This window comes from Ruegeria arenilitoris, from assembly GCF_013032445.1.
GTDB lineage: Bacteria > Pseudomonadota > Alphaproteobacteria > Rhodobacterales > Rhodobacteraceae > Ruegeria > Ruegeria arenilitoris_F.
The window spans coordinates 202,589-214,374 of the sequence record NZ_WQCA01000002.1 but is presented as its reverse complement, the minus strand read 5'-3'; the positions used below and the strand labels follow the sequence as shown (position 1 = coordinate 214,374).

13 protein-coding genes are annotated in these 11,786 nt (G+C 60.0%); 9 read left to right on the top strand and 4 right to left on the bottom strand.

Going from position 1 to position 11,786, the window contains the following annotated elements; genetic code table 11:
- Positions 1-7: 7 nt before the first annotated feature.
- A complete protein-coding gene (locus GOW98_RS03420) occupies positions 8-187 on the top strand; it encodes a hypothetical protein (protein WP_170329664.1) in 180 nt (59 codons plus the stop codon).
- On the opposite strand, the gene map is transcribed toward GOW98_RS03420, so the two are convergent.
- On the bottom strand, positions 175-987 hold the full coding sequence (gene map, locus GOW98_RS03415) for a type I methionyl aminopeptidase (protein WP_170329663.1): 813 nt from the start codon (positions 985-987) through the stop codon (positions 175-177). The two genes, GOW98_RS03420 and map, sit on opposite strands and share 13 nt — an antisense overlap.
- Positions 988-1,176: 189 nt before the next feature.
- Here map and GOW98_RS03410 point away from each other — a divergent pair, with 189 nt between their 5' ends.
- Entirely contained in the window at positions 1,177-2,847 is a 1,671-nt protein-coding gene (locus tag GOW98_RS03410; protein WP_170329662.1) for a tetratricopeptide repeat-containing sulfotransferase family protein, read from the top strand.
- Between the two features lie 123 nt (positions 2,848-2,970).
- Here the strand turns inward: GOW98_RS03410 and sfsA are convergent, their stop codons facing one another.
- Entirely contained in the window at positions 2,971-3,669 is a 699-nt protein-coding gene (gene sfsA, locus GOW98_RS03405) for a DNA/RNA nuclease SfsA (RefSeq protein WP_170329661.1), read from the bottom strand.
- A gap of 51 nt (positions 3,670-3,720) precedes the next feature.
- Between sfsA and GOW98_RS03400 the strand changes: the two genes are divergently transcribed.
- Genes GOW98_RS03400 through GOW98_RS03380 form a run of 5 tightly spaced genes read left to right on the top strand, consistent with a single transcriptional unit; the run spans position 3,721 to position 7,400 of the window.
- A complete protein-coding gene (locus GOW98_RS03400) occupies positions 3,721-4,443 on the top strand; it encodes a competence/damage-inducible protein A (RefSeq protein ID WP_170329660.1) in 723 nt (240 codons plus the stop codon).
- Positions 4,440-5,150: a GNAT family N-acetyltransferase gene (locus tag GOW98_RS03395; protein ID WP_170329659.1), complete on the top strand. Its 711-nt coding sequence runs from the start codon at positions 4,440-4,442 to the stop codon at positions 5,148-5,150. The genes GOW98_RS03400 and GOW98_RS03395 overlap by 4 nt, the downstream gene beginning before the upstream one ends.
- A 14-nt stretch (positions 5,151-5,164) precedes the next feature.
- On the top strand, positions 5,165-5,737 hold the full coding sequence (locus GOW98_RS03390) for a peroxidase-related enzyme (protein ID WP_170329658.1): 573 nt from the start codon (positions 5,165-5,167) through the stop codon (positions 5,735-5,737).
- The gene (locus GOW98_RS03385; RefSeq protein WP_170329657.1) at positions 5,734-6,636 is read left to right on the top strand and encodes an OmpA family protein; all 903 of its coding nucleotides are present in this window, start codon (positions 5,734-5,736) and stop codon (positions 6,634-6,636) included. Before GOW98_RS03390 ends, GOW98_RS03385 begins: the two co-directional genes overlap by 4 nt.
- 53 nt (positions 6,637-6,689) lie before the next feature.
- The gene (locus tag GOW98_RS03380; RefSeq protein ID WP_170329656.1) at positions 6,690-7,400 is read left to right on the top strand and encodes an SDR family NAD(P)-dependent oxidoreductase; all 711 of its coding nucleotides are present in this window, start codon (positions 6,690-6,692) and stop codon (positions 7,398-7,400) included.
- A gap of 58 nt (positions 7,401-7,458) precedes the next feature.
- Here the strand turns inward: GOW98_RS03380 and GOW98_RS03375 are convergent, their stop codons facing one another.
- Positions 7,459-8,364 (bottom strand): LysR family transcriptional regulator, encoded by a 906-nt coding sequence (locus GOW98_RS03375; protein ID WP_170329655.1) that lies wholly within the window; start codon positions 8,362-8,364, stop codon positions 7,459-7,461.
- 228 nt (positions 8,365-8,592) lie between these two features.
- On the opposite strand from GOW98_RS03375, the gene GOW98_RS03370 reads away from it, so the two are divergent.
- Both GOW98_RS03370 and GOW98_RS03365 read left to right on the top strand, forming a co-directional pair.
- Positions 8,593-9,033, top strand: a complete 441-nt coding sequence (locus GOW98_RS03370; protein WP_170329654.1) for a DUF4399 domain-containing protein — start codon at positions 8,593-8,595, stop codon at positions 9,031-9,033.
- A gap of 77 nt (positions 9,034-9,110) precedes the next feature.
- Complete coding sequence (locus GOW98_RS03365; protein ID WP_170329653.1) at positions 9,111-9,719, top strand: LysE family translocator; 609 nt, start codon at positions 9,111-9,113, stop codon at positions 9,717-9,719.
- Here GOW98_RS03365 and GOW98_RS03360 read toward each other — a convergent pair whose 3' ends face one another.
- Positions 9,720-11,747, bottom strand: a complete 2,028-nt coding sequence (locus tag GOW98_RS03360; RefSeq protein WP_170329652.1) for an NADPH-dependent 2,4-dienoyl-CoA reductase — start codon at positions 11,745-11,747, stop codon at positions 9,720-9,722. It lies immediately after the preceding gene.
- Between the last annotated feature and the right edge of the window lie 39 nt (positions 11,748-11,786).

Sequence of the window (11,786 nt, the reverse complement as noted above, 5' to 3'; positions counted from 1 at the left end):
TGAGGGTATGGACCGCGCCCTGACAAACCTTTTTTGGACTGTTCCGCAGGAAACCGACGCAGCAACGGGACCCGAGCGGAAACCCACACGCGCGCCGGTATTCATCCAAGACGCTGTGACGCCATGGGGGCAGGAAACTCTGCTACTGAAACTGATGCGTGATCAGGCAGCTGATCAGGAGGAGTAGGTCGGGTGAAACTTGTCACCCGGTGACAGGGTAAAGATCTCGACCCCATCTGCCGTCACACCCACCGAATGTTCGAACTGCGCCGACAGCGACTTGTCGCGGGTCACGGCGGTCCAGTCATCGGCCAGCGTTTTTGTCTCGGGGCGGCCCAGATTCACCATCGGTTCGATGGTAAAGAACATGCCCTCTTCCAGAACCGCGCCGGTGCCCGGACGGCCATAGTGCAGAACGTTCGGCGGCGCGTGGAACACCCGACCCAGACCGTGGCCGCAGAAGTCGCGAACAACGCTCATCCGGTGCGCCTCGACATAGGCCTGAATGGCATGGCCGATATCGCCGAAGGTGTTACCCGGCTTGACCATCTCGATACCCTTGAACAGGGCATCATGGGTCACCTGGATCAGACGCTCGGCCTTGCGGGGCAGTTTGCCTGCCACATACATCCGCGACGTGTCGCCGAACCAGCCGTCAACGATGACGGTGACGTCGATATTCAGGATATCGCCATCCTTCAGCCGCTTGTCGCCGGGGATACCGTGGCAGACCACGTGATTGACGCTGATGCAGCTGGCGTGCTGATAGCCCTTGTACCCGATCGTTGCCGAGGTTGCGCCCGCGTCCTCGACCATCTGAGTGATCAGCCCGTCAATCGCGCCGGTGGTCTGACCGGGAAAGACGTGATCGGCAATGTCATCCAGAATCCGCGCGGCCAAGGCCCCTGCCGCGTGCATACCGGCAAAGTCACCCTGTTCATAGATGCGGATACCGTCCTTGGTCAGACGGCCACGATGTTCCTTCATGGATGCGAGGCTCCAAATGTTTCGCGCAGCATTCCTTTTACGCTGCTTGTGCAGAAAGTACCAGAGGGCGTCGGGTCGCAAGGTCAGAACCGCCCTGTACGAGGTCCGATCGCATGTAGACCCTCAGGTAATAATAAACTAGCACAAGGCAAGTCCGTGCAAGGACAAGAAACAGAGAAGGGCAGGCAGATGCAAAGAAAAGCTGACCAGTTGAGAGCCGAGATCGCCAGCATCAGCGAACTTCTCAAAACCGGGCGGCCGGATCGTGCTTTCAAACGAGCCACCAAAGCCGCCAAGAAATGGCCAAAAGTCGCGGCCCTGCCAAGACTTGCAGGCATCAGCGCAGTGCAGCAGCAAAAACCCAAGCTGGCCCAGACGCATTTCGAACAGGCCTGGCGGCTGGATCCCGGAAATGCCGAGTTGACCCAGAATTATGCGCTCAGCTTGGTGCAGGGTGGCGATCCCGCCGATGCACTGGCGTTTCTGGACAAGATCGCTGCGCGTGGCCCGTTCAGCCCTGCCCTGCAGTTCATCCGCGCGCTGGCCCTGTTGCAAGAGCAGCAACCGGAACAGGCGCTGGCCGATGTTGAGCAGGTTTTGAGTCGCGAACCCGCCAATCCTAATGCACAGGTTCTGAAGGCGGATATCCTAGATTCGATGCACCGGTGGGAAGACGCCGTTAACGTGCTGACGGCGCTGGTCAAGAAACAGCCGAAATTCCTGCCCGGCCTTTTGCGACTGACCAGATCGCAACTGGGTCTGGGGCAATTGGGCGACGTTCTGAAAAACGTGCGCGCCGCTCTTGTGTTGGCACCGGGGCATCCGGAAGCGCTCGAAATTATGGCCGGGCTGCCGAACCTCACTTTTGACGATATCGCCACGTTGCATGCCCAGATTTCCGGATCGCTTGAACGTGGCCCTGCGGCCAACCCGGAGGATGAAGTGAAACTGCGTTTTGCTGCGGCAAATCTGGCGCGCCGGCAAAAGAATACGAAACAGGAAATGCAGCATCTGGCCGAAGCCCATAAGCTGCAGCGCAGTCGGTTCGAGGCCTGGGAGGAACGCAGCGCGAAAGACTGCGTCAGACGGTTGGCGGCCCCTTTGCCTGCTGCGAATTCTGGGGAAGCCGCAGGTCGTCCTCGGCTGATTTTCGTGGTGGGTCTACCCCGGTCCGGCACAACATTGGTAGAGCGTATTCTGGCCCGTCATTCCACCGTACAGGGGCTGGGTGAACTTGCGTCTGTCCACCAATGGGCCCGACAAGCCGAAGCGCAACCGGCGGAATGGCGCGCTGCAAACAAGCTGGCTGACTATTACGTCGCAAAGCTGCCCAAACTTGCCGGGGACACCGCGGCTTTTGTCGATAAGGCCCCCGGAAACTATGCCTTTCTGGGTGAGATTGCGCAGGCTTTCCCCGATGCGGTGATCCTTAATGTGCTGCGCGACCCGCGCGATGTTGCCCTGTCCATGTGGCGCGCGAATTTCGGAGCGGGCGGGTTATACTATACCCATGACCTGAGATGGATGGCGGCTGAGGCCAACCGGTATCAGCGCTATATGCGCCACTGGCACGAGGTTTTACCGGGTCGCATTCACGATATCCGATATGAGGCTCTGGTGGGCAATTTGCAGGAAACAACCGAAGAACTGGCGCGGATTTGTGGGCTAGCGTTCGAGGACACCATGCTGACGCCGGACCAATCTGCGAATGCGATCAGGACGGCCAGTAACCTGCAGGCCCGACAGCCGGTGAACACAGCCTCGATCGGAGGTTGGCAGGCTGTGGCGGATCAGTTAGAGCCATTTGTGAAGGGGTTGGATGCCGAGCTGTGGCCGGAATTGGTTGGCACAAATTCATAGAATGAAACACCGGGCACTTTTCCCGATTAGGCTGCCGCACGCTTGATTTGCGGAAAAGTTTTCTCGAACGGGCAAGGCTGCAATCCACTTTCGCAGAAGTAATGCTCAGACATAGATGTGACTTCAAGCAATTGGTCTGTCGGAAACTGTTACACCGTCTGGCGATATCCGAGTTCCATAAACCAACCGCTCCACCCCTTGCGCCTGCGCGGCATCGAAAGCTGCCGCATAAGCCGGGTCTATATCGGAGGCCAGCGTAAATCGGTCGCAATCGGTGCGCTGTACCAGATACAGCATGATCGCCCGGTGCCCTTGCGAAGCCATCACTGACAACTCGCCCAGATGTTTGGTGCCGCGTGCGGTAACGCTGTCGGGGAATTCGGCTAGACCGGGTTGACGGGACAGGGTGACGCTTTTGACCTCGACATAGGCGTCCGGCAGGCCGGGTTGGGTCAGCAGAAAGTCGATGCGGCTGTTTTCTCCGTATTTCACCTCGGGGCGGACGGTTTCATAGGCGGCCAGTTCGGGGATTTCACACGCCTCCAGCGCGGCGCGCAACGCCCGGTTCGGGACCGAGGTATCGACCCCGGTGAAATGCCCGTTTTCATGATCGACCAGCCGCCAACCGTATTTCAGCTTTTTCTTCGGGTCTTCATTGGGCTCCAGCCAGATTTTCTCACCCGGCTCGGCCAGCCCCATCATCGACCCCGGATTGGCGCAGTGGGCGGTGACCTCGCGCCCGTCCTCCAATGTGCAATCGGCCAGAAAGCGTTTGTAGCGGCGGATCAGGCGGGCGGGGACAAGGGGGGTTTCAAATCGCATGTCTCAGGGCCTATACCTGCCCTAACGGTCGATCAAGAGGGGGCACGCGCCATGGCAAATCCAACCGCTGCAATGCTGGTGATCGGGGATGAGATCCTCTCGGGCCGGACCCGCGACGCGAATATGCACTATCTGGCCGGGGAACTGAGCAAACATGGTATCGACCTGAAAGAGGTGCGGATCGTCAGCGATGATGCCCTGGCGATTGAGGCGGCGGTTAAGGCACTGTCCGAGGGCCACGACCATGTGTTTACCAGCGGCGGCATCGGCCCGACCCATGACGATATCACCGCTGATTGTATCGCGCGCGCCTTTGGGGCGCGGATCGACATTCGCGACGATGCCCGTGCGCTGCTGCAAGCGCATTATGACAAATCTGGGCTGGAGTTGAACGAGGCCCGCCTGCGCATGGCGCGCATTCCGGACGGGGCGGTGCTGATTGACAATCCGGTCTCGACCGCGCCGGGTTTCACCATTGAAAATGTGCATGTGATGGCCGGTGTGCCGTCGGTGTTTCAGGCTATGGTCGCCAGTGTATTGCCCGGCCTGACCGGGGGCAGCCCGCTGCTGTCGCAAACTCTTCGGGTGGACCGGGGTGAGGGCGATATTGCTGCCACTCTGTCCGCGTTGGCGGATGACTTCGCGGATCTGTCCATCGGGTGTTATCCGTTTCAGGTTAACGGGGTCTTTGGCGCCAACGTCGTGGTGCGCGGTACCGATGGCGCGCGCATCGATGCCGCCACCACCCGGCTTGCGAAAGAGCTTGAACTGTGAGTGTCAACTGGGCCGACATCGTTGACGGCACATGGCCTGCCGCGCGGTATGAACGGCTGGGACCGTTTCAATTGCGTCAGGGGCAGGGCGGTGGGTCTCGTGTATCTGCAACCAATGCGCTGGGCCCAGCAAGCGAGGCAGATATCGACGCCGCCGAGGGTGCGATGCAGGCGACGGGGCAAAAGCGCATCTTCTGTCTGCGCCCGGGGGACGAGGCGCTGGACGCGCAACTGGCCGCGCGCGGCTATCAGGTTCTGGACCCGGTCAATATCTATGCCTGCCCTGTTGGTCATCTGACGGACACTCCGATCCCCGGCGTCACAGTGTTCCTCACGCCCGAGCCACTGGCGATCATGCGCGAGATCTGGGCGAAAGGCGGCATAGGCCCAGAGCGTGTGGCGGTGATGGAGCGTGCAAAGGGTCCCAAAACCGGCCTGCTGCTACGCCACACTGATCAGCCTGCCGGGACCGGGTTTGTTGCAATGCATAATGGAGTCGCGATGGTACACGCACTGGAAATCCTGCCCGATCACCGCCGTCAGGGTCAGGGTGGCTGGGCCATGCGCGCCGCAGCCTTCTGGGCGCGGGACAACGGGGCAGACACGCTCAGCGTGATCTGCACCAAGGAAAACGCCGGAGCCAACGGGCTTTATCGCACGCTCGGGATGGAGATTGTAGGCGAATATCACTACCGTCAGCTTGTTTAAGGAGAAAGCCCGACGTGACTGACCAAACCGCCCCCACTGCGCTGGACCTGCCGATGGTGGACCCGCTGCCACCCGAGACGCAGAAATACTTTGATATCTGTGTGGAGAAACTGGGCTTTGTACCGAACGTCCTGCGGGCCTATGCCTTTGATATCGACAAGCTGAACGCCTTCACCGCGACGTATAACGACCTGATGCTGGGCGACAGCGGCCTCAGCAAGCTGGAACGTGAGATGATCGCCGTGGTCGTATCGGCGATCAACAAGTGCTTTTACTGTCTGGTGGCCCATGGCGCGGCAGTGCGGCAATTGTCGGGTGACCCGCAGCTAGGCGAGATGCTGGTGATGAATTACCGCGTCGCGCCCCTGGACACGCGCCAGCGGGCGATGCTGGACTTTGCCGCCAAGATGACCACCGCCAGCACCCAGATTGAGGAACCTGACCGTCAGCGCCTGCGGGATGTAGGGTTCACCGATCGTGACATCTGGGACATCGCCAACGTGACCGGCTTTTTCAACATGTCGAACCGGGTTGCCAGTGCCACGGCGATGGTTCCGAACGACCAATACCACGCGCAGGCCCGATGATCCGCTTTGCCTCACTGATCCTGTTGATGTTGGCCGGGCAGGGGGTTGCGCAGGACCTGACGCTGCCTTCGGGCGCCCGTCAGCTAAGCGAACGGGTCAGCCCATTGGATAGCTATGACCTGCCCACTGGCCCGTTTGCCGATGGCACCCTGCCCACGCGGCAGGTTGAGGGGCGGGTCGAACGTATCACCTGGCGCTTGCAGTCGGGGTCTAGCACGACGCTGCAACTGCTGGCCCCACTGCGTGATCAGATCATCGCGCAGGGCTATGAGGTGATGTTCGAATGTGAGGCCACCAAGTGCGGTGGGTTTGATTTCCGGTTCGACACCGAAGTTGTCCCGACCCCGGACATGTATGTGGCGATACAGGATTATCGCTTTTTGTCAGCCTCGCGCGGTGACGATGTGCTAAGCCTGCTGGTCAGCCGCAACCCGCCCAGCGGGTACATTCAGTTGATCCGGGTCTCTCCGGTTGACGCAGAGGCCCCGCCTCCGCTGGTAATCGAGGAAACGGTCAGCCAGTCGGGTGGCCTGCTTACAGCCTTGACGCAGAACGGACATGTGATTCTTGACGATCTGCATTTCCGAACCGGTGAAATAACGTTGGGTGAAGGCCCGTTTGCTTCGCTTGAGGTGATCGCAGGGTATCTGGCCGACAACCCCGGCGTTCGGATGGCGCTGGTGGGGCATACGGACGACACCGGCGCGTTGGACGCCAATATCTCGGTCAGCACTGGTCGGGCACAAGCTGTACGGGTCCGCCTGATCGAAGCGCATGGCGTTGCCGCGGACCGGCTCGAAGCGCGCGGCATTGGGTATCTGGCCCCGCTGACGTCGAACGCCACGCCAGAAGGCCGCGATCTGAACCGCCGGGTCGAGGCGGTTTTGCTGGTCAATTGATCCCGGTGAAATAAGTCAGGCAAGCGAGCCGATCAAATACGAAAGGAGTTCACATGCCCGAGCAGACACCAACGCCGCAGGCATTGATCATTGGCGCGGGGGCCGGACTGTCGGCCTCGTTCGCGCGGGCGTTGGCACAGGGCGGATACGCTGTGCATCTAACGGCTCGCAACGTGTCGGATCTGGAAACTTTGGCCGCCGAGACCGGCGCGACCTTGCATGAGTTGGACGGAACCGACGCGCAGGGCGTGGCGGCGCTGGTTGCCGATCTTCCGGGTGAGTTGCGGGTTGCGTGCTATAACCCCTCGGCTCGGCAGCGCGGCCCGATCACCGAGCTTGATCCGGAAACTGTCCGCAAGGCGGTAGAAGTCACCGCGCACGGGGCCTTTCTGCTGGGCCAGGCCGCTGCCCGCCGTATGTTGGAACAGCCGATGCGCGACAACCGTCGGGGTACGATCCTGTTCACCGGTGCCTCGGCCGGGGTCAAGGGCTTCCCGCTGTCAGCACCGTTTGCCATGGGCAAGTTCGCTCAGCGCGGTCTGGCGCAATCCATGGCGCGCGAACTGCACCCCAGAGGCATCCATGTGGCATGGGTCAACATCGACGGCGGTATCCGCAACCCGAACCGGGTTGAGGGTGCCGACACGCCCGACGCAATGCTGGACCCGGACGCCATCGCGCGGGAATACATGCATTTGATTCGTCAGGATCGGTCCGCCTGGAGCGATGAACTGACCCTGCGCCCGTGGGTTGAACGGTTCTGAGCGGACAAAAAAAGACCCGCACAGATGCGCGGGCCGTCGAGGTTCACTGGGGGAGATATTACCACTCCATCGGGCCTTTTTCGTTTAAGGCCTCGACAAGAAAATCAATGAAAGCCCGTACCTTGGGCTGCGTAAAGCGCCCGGGCGGGTAGACGGCATAGATGCCCTGAACTTCATCCGGCAACGACGGCATTGCATCCAGAACCAAGCCGGATTTCAGGGCGTCTGCATACAGGTAGCTGGGTAGATACGCGATCCCCAGCCCCGAGATGGCCGCATTCAACAGGGACTGCCCGTCATTCACGCTCAGCCAACCAGCAGTGCGAACTTGTCTCTTTTCGCCGGATGGCGCGGTCAGTTTCCAGACATTGCCCGATGATTGGCTGGAGTAATGCAGCAGCTTGTGTTCGTTGAGGTCGTCGATCTTTTGCGGGCGTCCGAATTTCTCGATATAGCTGGGCGCGGCGACCATCCGTTTTACGGTCTCGGTCAGCTTGCGCGCGCGCAGAGTACTGTCCTCCAGCTCGCCGATTCGCACGGCCACGTCGAACCCTTCAGAGATCAGTTCCACATAGCGATTGTTCAGAACCATGTTGACCGTGATATCCGGGTAGGCGGCCAAGAAATCCGACAGAACCGGAGACAGATGATTCACGCCGAAATCTGTCGCCACGCTGATCCGCAGCAGTCCCGAGGGGGCGGACTGCATAGAGGTCACCAAAGCGTCAGCTTCACCAGCATCATTCAAGACGCGGCGGGCACGGTCGTAGTAGGCCAACCCGATTTCGGTTGGCGAAACGCGGCGCGTTGTGCGGTTCAGCAGCCGTGCGCCCAGCCGGGCTTCAAGGCTGGATACGTGTTTTGACACGGCCGACTTAGAGATGCCCATCTTTTTGGCTGCATCGGTGAATCCACCCTGATCCACCACATTGGCAAAGGCTTCCATTTCGGTAAGTCGATCCATACTCGTTCCCCGGGTGCTTATTCTTTGCATCACTTTGGTTTCCAATCTGGGCGGAAACTGGGCAGACATGGGATAATATCAGGGATTTAAATCAGATCGTTTGCAGATGGGAAACGCGGAAACAATGTTTTCCGGCATCACCGCAGAGCCTGCAAGGCAAGGAGTTTCGGTGTTCCCACCCGAATGTGCTAGGATGAGAATGGCAAATTTGTGACCACGGAGGAGATCATGAGAGCCATACTTGCCCTAGCTGTGCTGTGCCTGTCCGCAACCGTTGCGCTGGCCGGAGGCGAAACACCGTCCAACCCTGATGCGAAGGTTTATTTCGTGAACCTGTCCGATGGGGACACCGTTCAATCCCCGGTCACAGTGGTCTTTGGCCTCAGCAACATGGGCGTAGCACCCGCCGGGACTGAGAAGGAAAACACCGGTCATCACCACCTGCTGATCGACCGGCCGCCACTGGGTGAAGGGGAAGATGGCGCGGATGAGCTGGCCAACGGTCTCCCCTCGGACGACAACCATCTGCATTTCGGTGGGGGTCAAACCGAGGTGACGCTGGATCTGGCCCCCGGCGAGCATACGCTGCAACTGGTGCTGGGCGATGCGGGCCACGTGCCGCATTCCACGCCGATTGTGTCCGAGGTGATTACGATTACGGTGGAATAGCCACCGAAACTGCCCGGAAAGCCGGTTTACAATAATCTGAATGTCGGAAATTCTGCTCCTAACCGAAGGGGAGCAGAATGACGCCAGAGTTTTTCCTGACATCCTTGATTGTCGTGCTATTGCCTGGAACCGGGGTCATCTACACATTGGCCGTTGGCCTGGGGCGCGGGTTTCGCGCCAGTCTTGCTGCTTCGGCGGGATGTACATTGGGGATCATCCCGGCAGCTTTGGCCAGCATCATAGGGCTTGCAGCTCTTTTGCACACTAGTGCGCTGGCGTTTCAGGTCATCAAGTATCTGGGTGTCCTCTACCTGTTCTACATGGCCTGGGGGATCGTCAAAGAAGGCGGAGCCATGGAAGTCAACGCCGAGAAATCCTCGGCAGGTCATCTCAAGATTGCGGCGACTGGGACATTGATCAATGTCCTGAACCCCAAACTATCTTTGTTTTTTCTGGCGTTCCTGCCTCAGTTTCTGCCTGCAGGCACGGCAAATGCCGGTTTGGAACTGGCCAAGCTGGCCGCCGCCTTCATGGCGATGACCTTTGTGGTGTTTGTCGGATACGGCACCTGCGCAGCCCTTGCACGGGACTACGTCATTCGCAGGCCATCCGTGATGGCCTGGATCAAACGATGTTTCGCGACAGCATTCGGTGCATTGGGCGTCAAGCTGGCGCTGTCTGAGTGATCAGAGGGCAGCCGCCAGCCTTGTGCCCTGATTGATCGCCCGTTTCGCGTCCAGTTCCGCCGCCACATCCGCGCCGCCGATTACGTGCGGAGTAATCCCGCGGTCGATCAGCGCATCTGCTAGGCTGCGCTCGGACACCTGACCGGAACACAAAACGATTGTATCTGCATTGATTACAGTGGGATCGGCGCGTTCCTCACCAAAGCTGATATGAAGGCCGTCGTCATCGATGCGCTCGTAATTCACGCCGCCGACGAAGTTGACGTCTTTCATCTTCAGCGTTGCACGGTGAATCCAGCCGGTGGTCTTGCCCAGACCTTTGCCATGCGCTTGTTTCTTGCGCTGCAGCAGCGTGACGTCGCGCGCGGGGGCTGCGGGTTGTGGGCCTTCGGGGGCCAAACCGGCGCGATGCTCGGCTGGGTCGGTCACACCCCATTCCTTCATCCAGGCGGGCAGGTCGGTGGTGATGCTGTGGCCGTTCTCCAATAGGTATTCGGATACGTCGAACCCAATGCCGCCCGCGCCGATAACGGCGACGGACTTGCCGACTTCAGCCTTGTCGCGCAGCACGTCGATATAGTTGATGACGTTTTCATGGTCCTGCCCCGGAATCTGTGGATCGCGGGGGGTGACGCCGGTGGCGATGATCACCTCGTCAAAACCGGTCAGGTCTTCAGCGCTGACCTCGCGGTTCAGTTCCACCTTGACGCCCAGATCGTCCATCATGGTGCGGTACCAGTCGACCAGCCCCCAGAATTCTTCCTTGCCCGGCACCTGTTTGGCCATGTTCAGCTGACCGCCGATCTCAGTGGCGCGGTCGAACAAGGTCACGTCATGGCCGCGCTGGGCGGCGGTCATCGCGGTGGACAGGCCAGCCGGACCGGCGCCAACAATGGCGACAGTCTTCGGCGTCTCGGCCTTGCCGATTTCCAGCTCGGTTTCGTGGCAGGCGCGTGGGTTAACAAGGCATGAGGTCAGCTTGCCGCTGAACGTGTGATCCAGGCAGGCTTGGTTGCAAGCAATGCAAGGCGCTATTTGCGCGGACTGACCGGCAATCGCCTTGTTCACGAAATCAGCATCCGCCAGCATCGGGCGGGCCAGCGACACCATGTCGGCGCAGCCGGTGGACAGAACCTCTTCGGCGACTTCCGGCGTGTTGATCCGGTTCGAGGTGATCACCGGGATACCAACTTTGCCCATCAGCTTTTTGGTTACCCAGGCAAAGGCCGCTCGGGGAACGCTGGTTGCAATGGTGGGAATACGCGCCTCGTGCCAGCCAATGCCGGTGTTGATGATCGTTGCCCCGGCCTGTTCTATCCGCTGGGCCAGTTCCACAACTTCTTCATGGGTCGAGCCATTGGGGATCAGGTCGATCATCGACAGGCGGTAGATGATGATGAAATCGGTGCCCACGGCCTCACGCGTGCGGCGCACCACTTCGATCGGCAGGCGCATCCGGTTTTCATAGGACCCGCCCCAGCGATCCTCACGCTTGTTGGTATGGGTTACGAGGAACTGGTTCAGGAAGTACCCCTCGGAGCCCATGATCTCGACCCCGTCATAGCCTGCCTTCTGCGCCAGAACGGCGGCGTTGACGATGTCGTTGATCTGTTTCTCGATCCCGTCCTCATCCAGCTCATTCGGCGGAAAGGGCGAGATCGGAGATTTCACCGGGCTGGGCGCCACGCATTTCGGGCCATAGGCATAGCGCCCCGCATGCAGGATCTGCATAGCGATCTTGCCGCCCGCCTCATGCACGCGCTGGGTCACGATCGAGTGGTTCGCAACCTCTGTGTCGTTGGTCATCATCGACGCGCCGGGCAGAACCGAGCCTTCGAGGTTCGGACCAATTCCCCCCGTTACCATGAGCGCAACACCGCCACGGGCCCGGGCCGCATAGAATTCGGCCACGCGGTTCCAGTCGCCGGTCTCTTCCAGCCCCGTATGCATCGAGCCCATCAGGACGCGGTTTTTCAACGTGGTAAAGCCCAGATCCAGCGGGGCCAGCATGTTTGGGTACGCAGTCATGGCGAACTCTCCCTCCCGATTCTTAGGCGTTAGATTGAC

Bases quoted from the DNA above. Each gene is read 5' to 3' on its own strand.
- GOW98_RS03420 (WP_170329664.1), top strand. From the start codon at position 8: ATGGACCGCGCCCTGACAAACCTTTTTTGGACTGTTCCGCAGGAAACC.
- map (WP_170329663.1), bottom strand. From the start codon at position 987: ATGAAGGAACATCGTGGCCGTCTGACCAAGGACGGTATCCGCATCTAT.
- GOW98_RS03410 (WP_170329662.1), top strand. From the start codon at position 1,177: ATGCAAAGAAAAGCTGACCAGTTGAGAGCCGAGATCGCCAGCATCAGC.
- sfsA (WP_170329661.1), bottom strand. From the start codon at position 3,669: ATGCGATTTGAAACCCCCCTTGTCCCCGCCCGCCTGATCCGCCGCTAC.
- GOW98_RS03400 (WP_170329660.1), top strand. From the start codon at position 3,721: ATGGCAAATCCAACCGCTGCAATGCTGGTGATCGGGGATGAGATCCTC.
- GOW98_RS03385 (WP_170329657.1), top strand. From the start codon at position 5,734: ATGATCCGCTTTGCCTCACTGATCCTGTTGATGTTGGCCGGGCAGGGG.
- GOW98_RS03380 (WP_170329656.1), top strand. From the start codon at position 6,690: ATGCCCGAGCAGACACCAACGCCGCAGGCATTGATCATTGGCGCGGGG.
- GOW98_RS03375 (WP_170329655.1), bottom strand. From the start codon at position 8,364: ATGGATCGACTTACCGAAATGGAAGCCTTTGCCAATGTGGTGGATCAG.
- GOW98_RS03370 (WP_170329654.1), top strand. From the start codon at position 8,593: ATGAGAGCCATACTTGCCCTAGCTGTGCTGTGCCTGTCCGCAACCGTT.
- GOW98_RS03365 (WP_170329653.1), top strand. From the start codon at position 9,111: ATGACGCCAGAGTTTTTCCTGACATCCTTGATTGTCGTGCTATTGCCT.
- GOW98_RS03360 (WP_170329652.1), bottom strand. From the start codon at position 11,747: ATGACTGCGTACCCAAACATGCTGGCCCCGCTGGATCTGGGCTTTACC.